15 protein-coding genes and 1 pseudogene are annotated in these 17,963 nt (G+C 58.6%); 15 read left to right on the top strand and 1 reads right to left on the bottom strand.

The features are described from left to right. The first annotated feature begins 5 nt into the window (after window positions 1–5). The 15 genes and pseudogenes from sdhA to GH784_RS06700 all read left to right on the top strand — a co-directional run bounded on the left by sdhA (window position 6) and on the right by GH784_RS06700 (window position 16,836). Window positions 6–1,847, top strand: a complete 1,842-nt coding sequence (gene sdhA, locus GH784_RS06770; RefSeq protein ID WP_013636888.1) for a succinate dehydrogenase flavoprotein subunit — start codon at window positions 6–8, stop codon at window positions 1,845–1,847. 15 nt (window positions 1,848–1,862) lie between these two features. After that, window positions 1,863–2,642: a succinate dehydrogenase iron-sulfur subunit gene (locus tag GH784_RS06765; protein ID WP_003516718.1), complete on the top strand. Its 780-nt coding sequence runs from the start codon at window positions 1,863–1,865 to the stop codon at window positions 2,640–2,642. Between the two features lie 63 nt (window positions 2,643–2,705). Further along, window positions 2,706–3,188: a hypothetical protein gene (locus GH784_RS06760; protein ID WP_065705224.1), complete on the top strand. Its 483-nt coding sequence runs from the start codon at window positions 2,706–2,708 to the stop codon at window positions 3,186–3,188. A 132-nt stretch (window positions 3,189–3,320) separates the two neighbouring features. Beyond that, the gene (locus GH784_RS06755) at window positions 3,321–3,863 is read left to right on the top strand and encodes a protease inhibitor Inh/omp19 family protein (protein WP_003516719.1); all 543 of its coding nucleotides are present in this window, start codon (window positions 3,321–3,323) and stop codon (window positions 3,861–3,863) included. An 87-nt stretch (window positions 3,864–3,950) separates the two neighbouring features. After that, window positions 3,951–5,114: a cell division protein ZapE gene (zapE, locus tag GH784_RS06750; RefSeq protein ID WP_013636887.1), complete on the top strand. Its 1,164-nt coding sequence runs from the start codon at window positions 3,951–3,953 to the stop codon at window positions 5,112–5,114. A gap of 176 nt (window positions 5,115–5,290) precedes the next feature. After that, complete coding sequence (mdh, locus tag GH784_RS06745) at window positions 5,291–6,253, top strand: malate dehydrogenase (RefSeq protein WP_003516723.1); 963 nt, start codon at window positions 5,291–5,293, stop codon at window positions 6,251–6,253. Between the two features lie 131 nt (window positions 6,254–6,384). After that, a complete protein-coding gene (gene sucC, locus GH784_RS06740; RefSeq protein ID WP_003516725.1) occupies window positions 6,385–7,578 on the top strand; it encodes an ADP-forming succinate--CoA ligase subunit beta in 1,194 nt (397 codons plus the stop codon). Between the two features lie 17 nt (window positions 7,579–7,595). Next, entirely contained in the window at window positions 7,596–8,498 is a 903-nt protein-coding gene (gene sucD, locus GH784_RS06735) for a succinate--CoA ligase subunit alpha (protein WP_003516727.1), read from the top strand. Window positions 8,499–8,674: 176 nt separating this feature from the next. After that, on the top strand, window positions 8,675–11,671 hold the full coding sequence (locus GH784_RS06730) for a 2-oxoglutarate dehydrogenase E1 component (protein WP_065705226.1): 2,997 nt from the start codon (window positions 8,675–8,677) through the stop codon (window positions 11,669–11,671). 53 nt (window positions 11,672–11,724) lie between these two features. Further along, complete coding sequence (odhB, locus tag GH784_RS06725; RefSeq protein WP_019566052.1) at window positions 11,725–12,957, top strand: 2-oxoglutarate dehydrogenase complex dihydrolipoyllysine-residue succinyltransferase; 1,233 nt, start codon at window positions 11,725–11,727, stop codon at window positions 12,955–12,957. 68 nt (window positions 12,958–13,025) lie between these two features. Then, window positions 13,026–13,439, top strand: coding sequence for an MAPEG family protein (locus tag GH784_RS06720; RefSeq protein WP_013636885.1), 414 nt, complete (start codon window positions 13,026–13,028; stop codon window positions 13,437–13,439). 14 nt (window positions 13,440–13,453) lie between these two features. Further along, the gene (locus GH784_RS06715) at window positions 13,454–14,098 is read left to right on the top strand and encodes a LysE family translocator (protein ID WP_003516732.1); all 645 of its coding nucleotides are present in this window, start codon (window positions 13,454–13,456) and stop codon (window positions 14,096–14,098) included. A 64-nt stretch (window positions 14,099–14,162) separates the two neighbouring features. Then, complete coding sequence (gene lpdA, locus GH784_RS06710) at window positions 14,163–15,569, top strand: dihydrolipoyl dehydrogenase (protein ID WP_065705228.1); 1,407 nt, start codon at window positions 14,163–14,165, stop codon at window positions 15,567–15,569. Window positions 15,570–15,681: 112 nt separating this feature from the next. After that, a pseudogene (locus tag GH784_RS06705) lies at window positions 15,682–16,181 on the top strand (cytochrome b). 166 nt (window positions 16,182–16,347) lie between these two features. Then, window positions 16,348–16,836 (top strand): DUF2867 domain-containing protein, encoded by a 489-nt coding sequence (locus GH784_RS06700; protein ID WP_038492351.1) that lies wholly within the window; start codon window positions 16,348–16,350, stop codon window positions 16,834–16,836. On the opposite strand, the gene GH784_RS06695 is transcribed toward GH784_RS06700, so the two are convergent. Then, the gene (locus GH784_RS06695; RefSeq protein ID WP_065705232.1) at window positions 16,820–17,914 is read right to left on the bottom strand and encodes a TraB/GumN family protein; all 1,095 of its coding nucleotides are present in this window, start codon (window positions 17,912–17,914) and stop codon (window positions 16,820–16,822) included. The two genes, GH784_RS06700 and GH784_RS06695, sit on opposite strands and share 17 nt — an antisense overlap. Between the last annotated feature and the right edge of the window lie 49 nt (window positions 17,915–17,963).

Raw genomic sequence — 17,963 nt, 5'->3', positions numbered from 1 at the left:
CGGCCATGGCATCGATCAGTTCACCTTCCCAGAATGGCAAGGCTTACACCTACGTCGATCACTCCTATGACGTGATCGTGGTGGGCGCCGGCGGCGCGGGTCTGCGCGCAACGCTCGGCATGGCGGAACAGGGGTTCCGCACGGCCTGCATCACCAAGGTTTTCCCGACGCGCTCCCACACGGTCGCGGCGCAGGGCGGTATCGCCGCTTCTCTCACCAACATGACACCCGACTGTTGGCAGTGGCACCTTTACGACACCGTAAAGGGCTCCGACTGGCTGGGCGACGTCGACGCGATGCAATATCTCGCCATGGAAGCGCCAAAGGCGGTCTATGAGCTGGAGCATTACGGCGTGCCCTTCTCGCGTAATGCCGAAGGCAAGATCTACCAGCGCCCGTTTGGCGGCCATATGCAGAACTACGGCGAAGGCCCACCGGTGCAGCGCACCTGCGCCGCCGCCGACCGTACCGGCCACGCCATTCTGCACACGCTTTATGGCCAGTCGCTGCGCAACAATGCGGAATTCTTCATCGAATATTTCGCGCTCGATCTCATTATGGCGCCCGATGGCCGCTGCACCGGCGTCGTGGCGTGGAACCTCGATGACGGCACGATCCATCGCTTCTCCGCCAAGATGGTGGTGCTGGCGACCGGTGGTTACGGCCGCGCCTATTTCTCGGCAACGTCTGCCCATACCTGCACCGGCGACGGCGGCGGTATGATCGCACGTGCCGGCCTGCCGCTTCAGGATATGGAATTCGTTCAGTTCCACCCGACCGGCATTTACGGCGCGGGCTGCCTGATCACCGAAGGCGCGCGCGGCGAGGGCGGTTATCTCGTCAACTCCGAAGGCGAGCGCTTCATGGAGCGTTATGCTCCTTCGGCGAAGGACCTTGCTTCGCGTGACGTGGTGTCTCGCTGCATGACCATGGAAATCCGCGAGGGTCGTGGCGTCGGCAAGAACAAGGACCACATCTTCCTGCATCTCGATCACCTTGATCCGGCGATCCTGCACGAGCGTCTTCCGGGCATTTCCGAAAGCGCCAAGATTTTCGCCGGCGTTGACGTGACGCGCGAGCCGATCCCGGTCCTGCCGACCGTTCACTACAATATGGGCGGCATTCCGACCAACTATTGGGGCGAAGTGCTGAACGCCAACGCCGAGAACCCGGAACGCATCGCTCCCGGCCTGATGGCCGTTGGCGAAGCCGGTTGCGCCTCGGTTCACGGCGCGAACCGTCTCGGCTCCAACTCGCTGATCGACCTTGTGGTCTTCGGCCGCGCTGCCGCCATCCGTGCAGCCCAGGTCATCGACCGCGATGCGCCGGTTCCTGCTCTTGACACGGCTGCCTGCGACAAGATCATGGATCGATTCGACAGCCTGCGTTATGCCAACGGCTCGACGCCGACGGCGGTGCTGCGTGACAAGATGCAGCGCGCCATGCAGGACGATGCCGCCGTATTCCGCACACAGGAATCGCTGGAAAGCGGTTGCCAGCGCATTTCCGCCATCTGGAAGGAACTGCCTGACGTCAAGGTTACCGACCGGTCGATGGTCTGGAACTCCGATCTGGTGGAAACGCTCGAGCTGCACAATCTGATGGCCAACGCGATCACCACGGTCTACGGCGCGGAAGCGCGCAAGGAAAGCCGCGGTTCGCATGCCCGCGAGGATTTCGTCGATGGTCCGTTCGGCGGTCGCGACGATGTGAACTGGCGCAAGCACACGCTTGCCTGGGTCAGCCCTGAAGGTGATGTCAAGCTCGACTACCGCCCTGTTCACACCGACCTGATCGCCGACGGCATCGATCCGAAAAAGATCGAGCCGAAGGCTCGCGTCTACTGATTTGAGGAACTGGATATGGTTGAACTCGCTCTCCCCAAGAATTCCCAGATCAGCGAAGGCAAAGTCTGGCCGAAGCCGGATGGTGCCAAGAACGTTCGCGAATACCGGATCTATCGCTGGAACCCGGATGATGGCCAGAACCCGCGCATCGATACCTATTATATCGATATCGACGATTGCGGGCCGATGGTTCTCGATGCGCTGCTGTACATCAAGAACAATATCGACCCGACGCTGACACTGCGCCGCTCCTGCCGTGAAGGCATTTGCGGTTCCTGCGCTATGAACATCGACGGCACCAACACGCTCGCCTGCACCAAGGGCATGGAAGAGATCAAGGGAACGGTGAAGGTCTATCCGCTGCCGCATATGCCAGTGGTGAAGGACCTCGTTCCGGACCTGTCGAACTTCTACGCGCAGCACCGCTCCATCGAGCCGTGGCTGAAGACGGTTTCGCCGACGCCTGCCAAGGAATGGAAGCAGAGCCATGAGGACCGCCTGAAGCTCGACGGTCTCTACGAGTGCATTCTGTGCGCCTGCTGCTCCACTTCCTGTCCCAGCTACTGGTGGAACGGCGACCGTTACCTCGGCCCCGCCGTTCTGCTGCAGGCCTATCGCTGGCTGATCGACAGCCGCGACGAAGCGACCGGAGAACGTCTTGATGATCTCGAAGATCCGTTCCGTCTTTATCGCTGCCACACCATCATGAACTGCGCGCAGGCTTGCCCGAAGGGTCTCAACCCGGCCAAGGCGATCGCGGAAATCAAGAAGATGATGGTCGAGCGTCGCGTCTAACTAAAAAATATGCTCTCGAGTTGTGGTATACTTTGGTATTCAACCCGATTCGAGGGCATCTATATGGCAAGAAGATCGCGTGCAGCTAAGACCAAATCGCAGTTGTGGGAAATTACGTCGGAGAAATCTAAAGAGGGTACAAATTCTCTTGAAGTTGTAACGATATTCAAGAAGCGTTTTCCCAATATAGATCAACAAGAACAAGATGACTTAATTGACCTTGGGCTTATGGTGTTAGCTGGTCGTGTTGCAGTATCGAGCAGACCCAATAATGACCAAGCTGACATGTTTGCCACATCTGGTTACCCTGAATTTATACCAATTAGAATCACTTCTGGAAATCGATCTAAGTTGGTTAGGAAAGATGGCAGGGTTGTAACAGCCAGAGAATATTTTAAAAGTCAGACTGTGTCAGCAGAAGAAAATACGAAGCCCCATAAGCAAACTAGCCGCGAATTGTTCCATCAAAGTATGGAGGAAATGCGGGAAAAAGAGCTTTGGGATATGACCGTGCCAGAGTATCTCGAGCAAAAAAAAGATAGCTAGTACCGGCATAACGGTCGTAGGGTAGTGGCCGAAATGTTCTGATAGAACTTCATTAACCAAATCGCTTTACGATAATTCGGTCTCAATTCGATGGCATTTGGATGGAAGCGAATTGATAGCAGGAGCGAGATGATGCAATTCAGATATGTGGTGACGGGTCTTGCGGTTGTAATGAGCCTGGCCGGTTGCCAACGTACCTCCTACGATTACAACAACAACACCAGCAACAATCCCGGTTATACGCCGCCGTTGCAGGCACAGCCGGTTCCCTCCGTTCAGTCTGGCGCCCTGCCGCCACCCGGTGGTGCTTCCGGCAGTCAGTTCCCGTCAGCACCCGCTTCTGCGACGCCTGGCGGCACTGATATGGCGTCTGCCGCTCCGCCGACAACGGCGCTTGATGTCACCAAGGAATCCATGGTTGGCAACTGGCGCGTTTCCAATGGCGGCGCCAATTGCGACATGTTCCTGACGCTTACCAATCTCGGCAGCGGTTCTCGTGGCGGCACGCGTGGCTGCTCCGGCGAACTCACGGCGATGGGGTCCTGGGAAGTGTCCGGCAAGATGGTCCTCTTCAAGAACCGTTCCGGCGATACGATCGGCCGCGTCTACAAGAGCGCCGATGCACGTTTTGACGGCACGACGAATAGCGGCCAGCCGCTGAGCCTCAGCCGATAGAGCATCTCCGGTGCATCCGGATCGCCTCGCCTGTTTCAAGCCATTCCATTCGTCGCGGGCGTCCGTCCGCGACCGGGGCGTTTTTCCATGAAGCCATTGCCTGACTACAACCACAGTGTCGTTGAACAGCTCAACGCATTGACGGCAGCTGGCACCTTGCAGGCGGATGCCGCACAACGCGGCGTTGCGGCCCACCTCGACCGTATCCTTGCCGATTTGAAAGCGCGCAAACCCGCCAGGAAAAAAAGCGCACTCGGCTGGATGTTCGCTCGCAAGGCTGGCCCTGCCGCCTTCGTCAAGGGACTGTATGTCCATGGCAGCGTTGGCCGCGGCAAGACGATGCTGATGGACATGTTCTACGAGATGGCGCCCGTCTCTTCCAAACGGCGGTGCCATTTTCACGAATTCATGGCTGATGTCCATAATCGCGTGCACGCGCATCGGCAGAAGCTCAAGAATGGCGAGACCAAGCAGGCCGATCCCATTCCTCCAGTGGCAGCCCAGCTTCTGGCGGAAGCGGAGCTTCTTTGCTTCGATGAGTTCACCGTCACGGATATTGCCGATGCGATGATCCTCGCCCGGCTGTTCAGCGAGCTTTTTGCCAATGGCTGCACATTGGTAACAACGTCCAATGTTGTGCCCGACAATCTTTACAAGGACGGGCTTAATCGCGGCCTGTTTCTGCCCTTCGTCGATTTGCTGAAGAAGCATGTGGAAGTGGTGACGCTGGACAGTCCCACCGATTACCGCATGGAAAAGCTGGAAAGCCTGCCGGTCTATGTCACGCCACTCGACGGTGCGGCGGATCAGGCGATGGATATGGCCTGGCGGCACATGACCGGCGGCCATCTTGTCGCGCCAACCGAAATACCGATGAAGGGTCGCTCCATTCTGGTGCCGCGCGCCAGCGGCCGTGTTGCCCGCTTTTCCTTCTCCGACCTTTGCGAAAAGCCGCTTGGCGCTTCTGATTTTCTCGCGATAGCCAATCGTTTCGATACAGTCTTCATCGACCACATCCCGTTTCTCAATGCCGACAAACGGAACGAAACCAAGCGTTTTATCATTCTCATAGACGCGCTGTACGATCACAGCGTCCGCCTCTTCGCCTCCGCTGCGGCCATGCCCGAAGACCTGCTCGGCAAGCGCAAGGGCACCGAAGGTTTCGAGTTCGATCGCACCGCCTCGCGCCTGTTTGAGATGCGCAGTGCAGATTATCTGGTGCTCCACCATGAAAAACGGCAGAAAGTTTGACACTTTCGTGACGCATTCTCTTACGTTTACGTAAGAAAATAATGATCTAAACGATTGAAAATATTCATGCCAAAAGAATCTGTTGCCAATTTTGGTCAATGGGGCTAATCGAAGTGCGACAATTTGGCTGCCGGTGGCGTGGTGAAATTGAATTGAAGCTCTAGAGGAAGCATTCGATGGCTCGCAAAAAGATTGCACTTATTGGTTCTGGCATGATCGGCGGCACGCTGGCGCATCTCGCCAGCCTGAAGGAACTGGGCGATATCGTCCTCTTCGATATTGCCGACGGCATCCCGCAGGGCAAAGGTCTGGATATTGCCCAGTCCGGGCCGGTTGAAGGTTTCAATGCCAAGCTCACTGGCGCGTCCGACTACGCTGCCATCGAAGGCGCTGATGTCTGCATCGTCACCGCTGGCGTCGCCCGCAAGCCCGGCATGAGCCGCGACGATCTTCTCGGCATCAATCTCAAGGTCATGGAGCAGGTCGGCGCCGGCATCAAGAAATATGCCCCGAACGCTTTCGTCATCTGCATCACCAACCCGCTGGACGCCATGGTCTGGGCGCTTCAGAAGTTCTCCGGTCTTCCGAAGAACAAGGTCGTCGGCATGGCCGGCGTTCTCGACAGCGCTCGCTTCCGCCTGTTCCTCGCCGAAGAGTTCAACGTTTCGGTTCAGGACGTAACGGCATTCGTTCTCGGCGGCCATGGCGATACGATGGTGCCTTTGGCGCGTTACTCCACCGTTGGCGGCATTCCGCTGACCGATCTCGTCAAGATGGGCTGGCTCACCGCCGAGCGTCTCGAAGAGATCATCCAGCGCACCCGCGACGGCGGTGCGGAAATCGTCGGCCTGCTGAAGACCGGCTCGGCCTATTACGCGCCAGCCGCTTCGGCGATCGAAATGGCTGAATCCTACCTCAAGGACAAGAAGCGCGTTCTGCCCGCGGCTGCCCATCTGTCGGGCCAGTACGGCGTGGACGATATGTATGTCGGCGTGCCCACCATCATCGGCGCCGGTGGTATCGAGCGCATCATCGAGATCGAGCTGAACAAGGATGAAGAAGCCGCCTTCCAGAAGTCCGTCGGCGCTGTTGCCGGTCTTTGCGAAGCCTGCATCAACATCGCTCCGTCGCTGAAGTAATAGCCTGACGCATCGGCGCAAAACCGGATTGGATTTTTGCAAGGCACGATGCGTAGATTCAACAGCTTGAAGCGCCCTGCGTCAGATAAGGATGCTGGGCGCTTCAAGCGGCTCCAAACAGGGATTATTCCATGAATATTCACGAATATCAGGCCAAGGCTCTTCTGAAGGGCTATGGTGCGCCGGTCGCTGAAGGCGTCGCCATCCTCAAGGTCGAAGAAGCCGAAGCCGCCGCAAAGCAGCTTCCCGGCCCGCTCTACGTCGTCAAGAGCCAGATTCACGCTGGCGGCCGCGGCAAGGGCAAGTTCAAGGAACTTGGCCCCGATGCTAAGGGTGGCGTCCGTCTCGCAAAGACGATTGAAGAAGTCGTTTCCCACTCCAAGGATATGCTCGGCAACACGCTGGTAACGGCGCAGACGGGCGATGCCGGCAAGCAGGTCAACCGCCTTTACATCGAAGACGGCGCGGATATCGCTCGCGAGCTTTACTGCTCGCTGCTGGTCGATCGCTCGGTCGGTCGCGTTGCTTTCGTGGTTTCCACCGAAGGCGGCATGGATATCGAAGCTGTTGCCCACGACACGCCCGAGAAGATCCACACCATCGCCATCGACCCGGAAAAGGGTGTGAGCGACGCCGACGTTGCTGCGATCTCCAAGGCGCTCGAGCTTGAGGGTGTTGCTGCGGAAGACGCCAAGGCGCTGTTCCCGATCCTCTACAAGGCCTTCAACGAGAAGGACATGGCTCTCCTCGAGGTTAACCCGTTGATCGTCATGGAAAACGGTCATCTGCGCGTTCTCGACGCCAAGATGTCCTTCGACGGCAACGCGCTGTTCCGCCATGACGACGTCAAGGCGCTGCGCGACGAGACCGAAGAAGACGCCAAGGAAATCGAAGCCTCCAAGTGGGACCTCGCTTACGTTGCGCTCGATGGCAACATCGGCTGCATGGTCAATGGTGCCGGTCTCGCTATGGCGACGATGGACATCATCAAGCTTTACGGCAAGGAGCCGGCAAACTTCTGTGACGTCGGCGGCGGCGCTGGCAAGGAGAAGGTTGCTGCAGCTTTCAAGATCATCACTGCTGACCCGAAGGTCGAGGGTATCCTCGTCAACATCTTCGGCGGTATCATGAAGTGCGACGTCATCGCCGAAGGTGTTATCGCCGCGGTGAAGGAAGTCGGTTTGCAGGTTCCGCTCGTTGTTCGCCTCGAAGGCACCAACGTCGAACTTGGCAAGAAGCTCCTGAACGAATCGGGCCTTGCGATTACGGCTGCTGACGACCTGGACGACGCAGCCAAGAAGATCGTCGCGGCGATCAACGGCTAATTGAGGGACCGGAAATAATGTCTATTCTCGTTAATAAAGACACCAAGATCCTCGTTCAGGGTCTGACCGGCAAGACCGGTACCTTCCACACCGAACAGGCGCTTGCTTATTACGGCACGCAGATGGTCGGTGGTATTCACCCGAAGAAGGGTGGCGAAACCTGGACCGGCTCCAAGGGCGAAAGCCTGCCGATCTTCGCAACGGTTGCCGAAGCCAAGGAAAAGACCGGTGCAGACGCATCCGTGATCTATGTTCCGCCGGCAGGTGCAGCCGACGCCATCATCGAAGCCATCGAGGCTGAGATTCCCTTCATCACCTGCATCACCGAAGGTATTCCGGTGATGGACATGGTGCGCGTCAAGGCTCGCCTCGACCGTTCGAACTCGCGGCTGCTCGGTCCCAACTGCCCGGGCATCATGACGCCTGAAGAATGCAAGATCGGCATCATGCCGGGCTCGATCTTCCGCAAGGGTTCGGTCGGTATCGTTTCGCGCTCCGGCACGCTGACCTATGAAGCCGTATTCCAGACATCCAACGAAGGCCTCGGCCAGACGACGGCTGTCGGCATCGGCGGCGACCCGGTCAAGGGCACCGAGTTCATCGACGTCCTGGAAATGTTCCTGGCCGACGAAGCCACGCAGTCGATCATCATGATCGGCGAAATCGGCGGTTCGGCTGAAGAAGATGCGGCACAGTTCCTGATCGACGAAGCCAAGAAGGGCCGCAAGAAGCCGATGGCTGGCTTTATCGCGGGCCGTACGGCTCCGAAGGGCCGCACCATGGGCCACGCCGGCGCTGTCGTTTCCGGCGGCAAGGGCGATGCGGAATCGAAGATCGCGGCAATGGAAGCTGCAGGCATCAAGGTATCGCCTTCCCCGGCGCGCCTCGGCAAGACGCTGGTTGAAGTCCTCAAGGGCTGAGACCACATGAGACCGGTAACGGGCGGTGCGGCTTTAACGCCACGCTGCCCGAAGCCGCAAAGAACGACAGACAGACGGCATGCCGCCCCGGCGGCAGACAGCAATAATCAAGCGGCAGGCCGATAAACGGCCCTAACGGCATCGAGGAGGCGGACGGACAAGTCCGCAAGAACACAATGGCAAGGCAAGAAGCGAACGAGCAGTTTCAGATCACGTCGTTTCTGGACGGCGCGAATGCAGCCTATATCGAGCAGCTCTATGCCCGGTACGAAGAGGATCCATCTTCCGTGTCGCCGGAGTGGCAGAGCTTCTTCAAGGCGTTGTCCGACAATCCGGAAGACGTGAAGAAGGCAGCCAAGGGCGCCTCTTGGAAGCGCTCCAACTGGCCGATCCCGGCAAACGGCGACCTGGTATCCGCGCTTGATGGCAACTGGGCTACGGTCGAGAAGGCCATCGAGAAGAAGGTTCAGGCGAAAGCCGAGGCCAAGAGCGCCGATACCGGCAAGGCCGTCAGCCCAGCCGAAGTGCTTCAGGCGACCCGTGACAGCGTCCGCGCCATCATGATGATCCGCGCCTACCGCATGCGTGGCCATCTGCACGCCAAGCTCGACCCGCTCGGCATCGCTAGCGCCGTTGAGGACTATAACGAGCTTTCGCCGAAGTCCTATGGCTTCGAGGAAAGCGACTACGACCGCAAGATTTTCATCGATAACGTCCTCGGTCTCGAATACGCGACCGTGCGCGAAATGGTCGATATTCTCGAGCGCACCTATTGCTCGACGCTCGGCGTCGAATTCATGCATATGTCCAACCCGGAAGAAAAGGGCTGGATCCAGGAGCGCATCGAAGGTCCTGACAAGGGTGTGGACTTCACGCCGGAAGGCAAGAAGGCCATTCTGTCCAAGCTCGTCGAAGCCGAAGGCTATGAGCAGTTCCTCGACGTGCGTTTCAAGGGTACCAAGCGTTTCGGCCTCGATGGTGGTGAATCGCTGATCCCGGCACTTGAGCAGATCATCAAGCGCGGCGGCCAGGACGGTCTGGAAGAAGTCGTGCTCGGCATGGCTCACCGCGGCCGCCTGAACGTTTTGACCAACGTGATGGGCAAGCCGCACCGCGCCGTGTTCCACGAGTTCAAGGGCGGTTCGTTCAAGCCTGATGACGTCGAAGGTTCCGGTGACGTGAAGTACCATCTCGGTGCCTCCTCAGACCGCGAATTCGACGGCAACAAGGTTCACCTCTCGCTGACGGCCAACCCGTCGCACCTTGAAATCGTCAACCCTGTCGTCATGGGCAAGGCCCGCGCCAAGCAGGACCAGCTTGCCAAGACATGGGACGGCGACATCATTCCGCTGTCGGAACGCGCAAAGGTGCTGCCGCTCCTGTTGCACGGCGACGCCGCTTTTGCGGGTCAGGGCGTGGTTGCCGAAATTCTCGGCCTCTCCGGCCTGCGCGGTCACCGCGTTGCCGGTACCATGCACTTCATCATCAACAACCAGATCGGCTTCACGACGAACCCGGCCTTCTCGCGCTCGTCGCCCTATCCGTCCGACGTTGCCAAGATGATCGAGGCGCCGATCTTCCACGTTAACGGTGATGATCCGGAAGCGGTGGTTTATGCGGCAAAGGTTGCAACCGAATACCGCATGAAGTTCCACAAGCCTGTCGTCATCGACATGTTCTGTTACCGTCGCTTCGGCCATAACGAAGGCGACGAGCCTGCGTTCACGCAGCCGAAGATGTACAAGGTCATCCGTGGCCACAAGACTGTTGCCCGCATCTATGCTGACCGCCTGATTGCGGAAGGCCTGATCACCGAAGGCGATTTCGAGAAGATCAAGGCCGATTGGCGCGCCCATCTCGAGCAGGAGTTCGAGGCAGGCCAGTCCTACAAGCCGAACAAGGCCGACTGGCTGGATGGTCAGTGGTCCGGTCTGCGCGCCGCCGACAATGCCGATGAGCAGCGTCGTGGCAAGACCGGCGTGCCGATGAAGCAGCTGAAGGAAATCGGCAAGAAGCTGTCGACCATTCCGGAAGGCTTCAGCGCACACCGCACGATCCAGCGCTTCATGGAAAACCGTGCTCAGATGGTCGAGACCGGCGAGGGGCTGGACTGGGCGATGGCTGAGGCTCTGGCCTTCGGTTCGCTGGTCGTAGACGGCCACAAGATTCGTCTGTCCGGTCAGGACTGCGAACGCGGCACCTTCTCGCAGCGCCACTCGGTTCTCTATGATCAGGAGACTGAAGAGCGTTACATCCCGCTTGCCAATCTTTCGCCGACGCAGGCCCGTTACGAAGTCATCAACTCGATGCTTTCGGAAGAAGCGGTTCTTGGTTTCGAATATGGCTATTCGCTTGCCCGCCCGAATGCACTGACGCTCTGGGAAGCCCAGTTCGGCGACTTCGCCAACGGAGCCCAGGTGGTATTCGACCAGTTCATCTCTTCGGGTGAACGCAAGTGGCTGCGCATGTCCGGTCTCGTCTGCCTCCTGCCGCATGGTTATGAAGGTCAGGGTCCGGAACATTCGTCCGCCCGTCTGGAACGCTGGTTGCAGATGTGCGCCGAGGACAACATGCAGGTTGCCAACGTTACGACGCCGGCTAACTACTTCCATATCCTGCGCCGCCAGATGAAGCGTGACTTCCGCAAGCCGCTCATCCTGATGACGCCGAAGTCCCTGCTGCGTCACAAGCGCGCCACCTCGTCGCTTGCGGAGCTTGCAGGCGAGTCCTCCTTCCACCGTCTCCTGTGGGACGATGCGGAGGTCATCAAGGATGGTCCGATCAAGCTGCAGAAGGATTCGAAGATCCGCCGCGTCGTCATGTGCACGGGCAAGGTCTATTACGATCTGCTCGAGGAGCGTGAAAAGCGCGGTATCGACGACATCTACCTGCTGCGTGTCGAACAGCTCTATCCGTTCCCGGCCAAGGCGCTCATCAACGAGCTTTCCCGTTTCCGTAACGCGGAAATGGTGTGGTGCCAGGAAGAGCCGAAGAACATGGGTGCGTGGTCGTTCATCGATCCTTACCTTGAATGGGTTCTGGCGCATATCGACGCCAAGTACCAGAAGGTCCGTTACACGGGCCGTCCGGCTGCCGCCTCTCCGGCGACCGGCCTGATGTCCAAGCATCTGGCGCAGCTTGCTGCGTTCCTGGAAGACGCGCTGGGAGAGTGAGAACTCTCCCGCATCGCCCCGCAAAAAAGACACCCGAATAACGGAACTAGATCATGGCCACTGAAATCCGCGTACCAACCCTCGGCGAATCCGTCAGCGAAGCGACCGTCGGCACCTGGTTCAAGAAGGTCGGCGATACCGTCAAGGCCGACGAACCTCTCGTTGAACTCGAAACCGACAAGGTTACCGTCGAAGTTCCGGCGCCCGCCTCCGGCGTGCTGACCGAAATCGTCGTGCAGAACGGCGAAACCGTCGGTCTCGACGCCCTTCTCGGCCAGATCGCCGAAGGTGCTGCCGGCGCTGCAACTTCTGCACCCGCAGCAAAGCCTGCTGCGCCTGCTGCTGCACCGGCACCTGCCGCAGCCGTGGCCGCCGCTCCGGCTGGAAGCGCCATGCCGCCGGCACCTGCCGCCGGCAAGCTGCTCGCTGAAAACAACCTTTCCGCCGATCAGGTCGACGGTTCGGGCAAGCGTGGCCAGGTTCTGAAGGGCGACGTTCTCGCCGCTGTTGCCAAGGGTGTTTCGGCACCTGCCGCCGCTCCAGTCGCTGCTGCTGCTCCCCGTCCGGTTTCGGCCGAGCAGGATCAGGTTCGCGAAGAGCGCGTCAAGATGACCCGCCTGCGCCAGACGATCGCACGTCGCCTCAAGGATGCACAGAACACGGCCGCCATGCTGACCACCTATAACGAGGTGGACATGAGCGCCGTCATGGATTTGCGCAACCGCTACAAGGACGTTTTCGAGAAGAAGCACGGCGTCAAGCTGGGCTTCATGGGCTTCTTCACGAAGGCCGTGACCCACGCGCTGAAGGAACTGCCCGCGGTTAACGCTGAAATCGACGGCACGGACATCATCTACAAGAACTATTGTCACGTCGGCATGGCTGTCGGCACCGACAAGGGTCTCGTCGTTCCGGTCATTCGCGATGCCGACCAGCTCTCCATCGCTGGTGTCGAAAAGGAACTCGGCCGTCTCGCCAAGGCAGCGCGCGACGGTTCGCTCGGCATGGCCGACATGCAGGGCGGCACCTTCACCATCACCAATGGTGGCGTCTACGGCTCGCTGATGTCCTCGCCGATCCTTAATGCGCCGCAGTCGGGCATCCTCGGCATGCACAAGATCCAGGAGCGTCCGGTCGCCATCGGTGGTCAGGTCGTCATCCGTCCGATGATGTATCTTGCGCTCTCCTACGATCACCGTATCGTTGACGGCAAGGAAGCCGTGACCTTCCTCGTTCGCGTCAAGGAAAGCCTCGAAGATCCGGAACGTCTGGTTCTCGATCTCTGATCGGTCTTGCTTTTCGTTTCAGCGGGGTTTCAAGTCGATCCCGCTGAAATGCCATCAGGAGAGCGAAAGTGCAGCCGACATTTCTTGCCGCGTCACCCTTTTTGCCGCTGATCGGGCTCAGCGTCCTGCTGCTGGCCGCCCACATTGCGCTGCAGGGAATGACGGCAACGCGGGAATTCGGGCTGGACTGGAATGCCGGTCCGCGGGATGCTGAAAAAAAGCCGCAGGGCAGGGTTGCCGGACGCGCCGCGCGTGCCTCGGCGAATTTTCGCGAGACCTATCCCGCTTTCATTGCGCTCGCCTTCGGTGTCATCATGGCCGGCGATCCGTCCGGGCTGGCCTTCACCGGCGCTTTGATCTGGCTGATCTGCCGGGTGGTCTATATTCCACTTTATCTCGCTGGTGTGCCCTATATCCGCTCGCTGGTCTGGCTCGGTTCGATGCTCGGTCTTGGGCTGATGCTTTTCGTGTTGATGTTTTAGAGGTTGATTTTCCCATGCATCAGTATCTGATCGAACTTGCATCCCTGATGGCGATCTTCTTTTTCGCGATCGTTTCTCCCGGCGCGGATCTGGCGATGGTCATGCGTCAGGCCATGGTGCATGGGCGCAAGCAGGCCATCATCACCAGCTTCGGTGTTGGCACATCCCTGATGTTCCACGTCACCTATACGATCCTTGGACTTGGTCTCATCATTTCCCAGTCGATATATCTCTTTAACATCGTCAAGTGGTTGGGTGTCGCCTATCTGATCTATATCGGCATCAAGGCGCTGCGCGCAGGCAAGACCGAATTGCCGGCTGCGGAAGGCGAAGATGGCGTTCGGGCAAGAAGCGGCCAGACTGCATTGAAGGCCTTCACGCTCGGTTTTGCCGCCAACGCGCTTAACCCCAAACCGGTGTTTTTCTTCCTGTCGATCTTTTCGACGGTGGTTCACGCGCATACGCCTGTTGGCATCAAGTTCGGATATGGGCTCGTCATGGCAAGCTGCCTTATCCTGTGGTTCGTCGGCGTCAGCCTGTTCATGACGACACCTCGCATGCGCGCAGCTTTTCAGCGCGCCAGCCAATGGATCGACCGCACCAGTGGCGTGGTCTTCATCGCTCTCGGTATAAAACTCGCAACGGAAAAAGCGGCCTGAGTTTCAGGTCAAACGGAAGCAGGGCGGTTCAAAATCCTGCCCGCAATCAATCAGGAACAGAAACATGGCATATGATGTAGTGGTAATCGGTACGGGTCCCGGCGGTTATGTTTGCGCGGTCAAGGCGGCACAGCTTGGCTTGAAGGTCGCAGTGATCGAAAAGCGCGCGACCTATGGCGGCACCTGCCTCAATGTCGGCTGCATTCCTTCCAAGGCATTGCTGCACGCTTCCGAAACCTTCGCGCATGTGGCCCATGGCGTTGATACGCTTGGTATCGAAGTCGCCGCTCCGAAGCTGAACCTCGAGAAGATGATGGGGCACAAGGACAGCGTGGTGAAAGCCAATGTCGACGGCGTTGCCTTCCTGTTCAAGAAGAACAAGATCGATGCCTTCCAGGGCACAGGCAAGGTTGTATCCGCCGGCAAGGTCTCCGTCACCAATGACAAGGGCGAGAGCCAGGAAATCGAAGCCAAGAACATCGTCATCGCCACCGGTTCTGATGTTGCTGGTATTCCCGGCGTCGAGGTGGATATCGATGAAAGCGTCATCGTTTCCTCCACCGGCGCGATTGCGCTCTCCAAGGTTCCGGAAAAGCTCATCGTGGTGGGCGGCGGTGTCATCGGCCTCGAGCTTGGTTCGGTCTGGTCGCGTCTTGGCGCGAAGGTCACCGTCGTCGAATATCTCGACACCATTCTCGGCGGCATGGATAGCGAAGTCTCCAAGCAGGCTCAGCGTCTGCTCGCCAAGCAGGGTCTCGATTTCAAGCTCGGTGCCAAGGTGACGGGCGTTGAAAAGACGGGAACCGGCGCAAAGGTGGTGTTCGAGCCGGTCAAGGGTGGCGCGGCTGAAACGCTGGAAGCCAACGTTGTGCTGATCTCCACCGGTCGCAAGCCCTACACCGAGGGTCTCGGCCTTGCGGAAGCCGGTGTCGTGCTCGACAGCCGCGGCCGTGTCGAAATCGACGGCCACTTCAAGACCAATGTGGATGGCATCTACGCCATCGGCGACGTGGTGAAGGGCCCGATGTTGGCACATAAGGCGGAAGACGAGGGCGTCGCTCTTGCGGAAATTCTTGCCGGCCAGCGCGGCCATGTGAACTACGATGTCATTCCGGCCGTGGTCTATACGCAGCCGGAAGTCGCTTCCGTCGGCAAGACGGAAGAAGAACTGAAGGCCGCTGGTGTCGCCTACAAGGTCGGCAAGTTCCCCTTCACCGCCAATGGTCGCGCCCGCGCCATGCAGGTGACTGATGGGTTCGTGAAGATCCTCGCTGACAAGGAAACCGACCGGGTTCTCGGCGGCCATATCGTTGGTTTCGGCGCTGGCGAAATGATCCACGAGATCACCGTGCTCATGGAATTCGGTGGTTCCTCGGAAGATCTCGGCCGTACCTGCCATGCGCATCCGACCATGTCGGAAGCGGTGAAGGAAGCGGCGCTGGCAACTTTCTTCAAGCCGATCCATATGTGATTGTAGCCAATATTAAATTTCAGCCATAAAGCGAACCCCGGCTTGCAATGCAGGCCGGGGTTCAGCATATTTGCGCCATAGCCTGTCTAACCTTTTGATAAAAGGCAATAAAATGGCGTCCTCTACTCAAGTTTCCTTCTCCGCTCCGCAGCGTATCCTTCACTGGACGATGGCGCTTCTGATCTTCTTCAACCTTCTGTTTCCAGATGGCATGGCCCATGCGTATCGGTTGATGCGGCGGGGTGAAACGCTGACGCCGGACCAGATCTCCTCGGCCAATATTCACGCGTATGTCGGCTTTGCCGTCCTGTCCCTTGCGGTTCTGCGCCTCTGTCTGCGGTTTTTCCAGGGGGTGCCGCCGCATCCCGCCAATGAACCGCGCGCTTCTCAAATCGCCGCGAAGGTCGCCATTTCACCTTTTACGCGCTGTTTTTTGCCCTGCCATTGTCGGGCATTGCGGCCTATTATTTCGGCGCGCGAGTAGCAGGAGAATTGCATTCCGGGCCGTTCAAGGGGCTGATGTGGGTGTTGATCGCCGGCCACGTCGCCGCAGTTCTGGTTCACCAGTTCTACTGGCGCACCAATGTTTTGAAGCGTATGACGCACGGCTAAAGCACTACGCTTTTCCAAAAGTGAAAACGCTCCATGTGTCTGTCTCTTCGTATTTTCTGAAGCTAAACCCGCTCGAATTGCCATTAGCGGCGGTTTGTCACGTTCCCGGATGATCGGAAATAGTGATGATGAGCCTCGCCACACAAGGCGGCAATGAGGTTATGGGATGCGGGATAGCGAAGACATATTGCCGGGCGCGGACTGGCGGGATTGCTTTGAAGGAGAGATGGTGACGGCCGCATCGAGTTCACTCGACGTGAGCAGACTTCTCCTCGATCATCCTCCGGCATGGATCAGCGGCCTTATGGCGCTTCGAAACCGTCTCGTATCGCTTTTCGGTCTCAGAACGGTCGAGCTGGCGGCGGGTACTTCGGCGGGCGGATTTCCCGTGCTGTCGTCTACTGCGGACCGGACAGTGCTCGGCTTTGACGACAACCATCTCGATTTCCGTATCGTCGTCGATGTGGAACAGGAGCCTGGTCGGCAGATCGTGAAGGTCACGACTATCGTCCGGCGCAAGAACCTGTTCGGGCGTCTCTATCTTTTCGTCGTCGGTCCGTTTCATCGTCGCATCGTGCCGGCGACGATGCGGCCGTTTTGCGCCAATGTCCGCCCCGTCAAGGCCGGAGACGAGTGGATCAGTCGACCCGTGTGAGGGTAAAGCCCTGCGCACGCAGGAGTTCAATTACGCCTTCTTCGCCCGGCAGGTGCAAAGCGCCGACGGCCATGAAGACATTGCCTTTGGCAAGCTCAGGGGCCGATCGCTCCGCCATGACGTGGTTGCGATCGGTGATGATGCGTTGCTCGAAGGCGGCGTAGCCCTGGTCATTTTCAGACGCTTTCTTGGGATCGATGCTCTTCAGCATGGGCATGGTCATGCCGATGTCACCGCTGACATAAAGATCGGTCATGGTCGTCATGATGTCGTCCATGCGGTCGCCCAATTCGAGCGTTTCGATCAGCGCCTGCAGATGAAATTCCATTGGCAGCTCAGACATGGCCGCAAGCTGCTCCACCATGGTCTCCAGCCCGACAAGGTGCTTTCCATCCGCGACCGCATCTTCAGCGAGCTTCTTATCCAGGAAAGACAGGCCTGTGGCCTTGCGGGCAAATTCGCAGGCGGGAAGGGCGACGAAACTCGACAGCATCCATGGCTTCATGCGCGAAACGGCACTCAGCGGAATGCCGCGCTCCTTAAGACCCTTTTCAAGGCGTGCGACATTTTCGGGTGACAGGATGTCGGTGATCGACTTGCCGTCCAGAAACATGGTGAGGTCGGGTCTTGTCAGCAGCGATGCCGCAATTTTCTTGTCATCGACGATTTCGTCCGATTCCACGATGACCGTCGCGGCTTTTTCAAATGCGGGTGTTGCGGCCGCTGGCATGCCAAGAACACGTGGATCGGTGACATGCATGGTGCCGAGAAGAAAGGACGGTGCCGTTCCAGCTTTTTCGATGCGCCAGAAGTTGCCCTTGCCGTTCGGTATAGCTGCCGCTTCCTGTTCGATCTTCGCGAAGCTCTGCGGGTCGCTCTTGCGCATCTCCACGAGAATATCGCTGCCCGTGCAGCTTATCTCCTGTTCGGCGGCTTGCGCCTCACCCAACGATAGCAACGTCGCGAAGAGGATTGCGACAGCAGTGACGTGCAGCGCGGCGAGCAACCAGAGCAGGGTGTCGCCGGTCTTGCCCATCAGGGTGGCGGTGAGATTTTGTGGCTTTATCAGGCTTTGCATAGGTACCATCCGGTTCTAGTCCACTTATAGAACGGCGGCTTGGACGTCT

Origin of the sequence: Agrobacterium tumefaciens (genome assembly GCF_009649785.1) — a bacterium.
Taxonomy (GTDB): Bacteria; Pseudomonadota; Alphaproteobacteria; order Rhizobiales; family Rhizobiaceae; genus Agrobacterium; species Agrobacterium tumefaciens.
Note: the sequence above shows the minus strand (reverse complement) of the source record. Positions and strands in the feature narration are given on the sequence as shown.

Coding starts and splice junctions, on each gene's coding strand:
- sdhA (WP_013636888.1), top strand. CDS start 6: ATGGCATCGATCAGTTCACCTTCCCAGAATGGCAAGGCTTACACCTAC.
- GH784_RS06765 (WP_003516718.1), top strand. CDS start 1,863: ATGGTTGAACTCGCTCTCCCCAAGAATTCCCAGATCAGCGAAGGCAAA.
- GH784_RS06760 (WP_065705224.1), top strand. CDS start 2,706: ATGGCAAGAAGATCGCGTGCAGCTAAGACCAAATCGCAGTTGTGGGAA.
- GH784_RS06755 (WP_003516719.1), top strand. CDS start 3,321: ATGCAATTCAGATATGTGGTGACGGGTCTTGCGGTTGTAATGAGCCTG.
- zapE (WP_013636887.1), top strand. CDS start 3,951: ATGAAGCCATTGCCTGACTACAACCACAGTGTCGTTGAACAGCTCAAC.
- mdh (WP_003516723.1), top strand. CDS start 5,291: ATGGCTCGCAAAAAGATTGCACTTATTGGTTCTGGCATGATCGGCGGC.
- sucC (WP_003516725.1), top strand. CDS start 6,385: ATGAATATTCACGAATATCAGGCCAAGGCTCTTCTGAAGGGCTATGGT.
- sucD (WP_003516727.1), top strand. CDS start 7,596: ATGTCTATTCTCGTTAATAAAGACACCAAGATCCTCGTTCAGGGTCTG.
- GH784_RS06730 (WP_065705226.1), top strand. CDS start 8,675: ATGGCAAGGCAAGAAGCGAACGAGCAGTTTCAGATCACGTCGTTTCTG.
- odhB (WP_019566052.1), top strand. CDS start 11,725: ATGGCCACTGAAATCCGCGTACCAACCCTCGGCGAATCCGTCAGCGAA.
- GH784_RS06715 (WP_003516732.1), top strand. CDS start 13,454: ATGCATCAGTATCTGATCGAACTTGCATCCCTGATGGCGATCTTCTTT.
- lpdA (WP_065705228.1), top strand. CDS start 14,163: ATGGCATATGATGTAGTGGTAATCGGTACGGGTCCCGGCGGTTATGTT.
- GH784_RS06700 (WP_038492351.1), top strand. CDS start 16,348: ATGCGGGATAGCGAAGACATATTGCCGGGCGCGGACTGGCGGGATTGC.
- GH784_RS06695 (WP_065705232.1), bottom strand. CDS start 17,914: ATGCAAAGCCTGATAAAGCCACAAAATCTCACCGCCACCCTGATGGGC.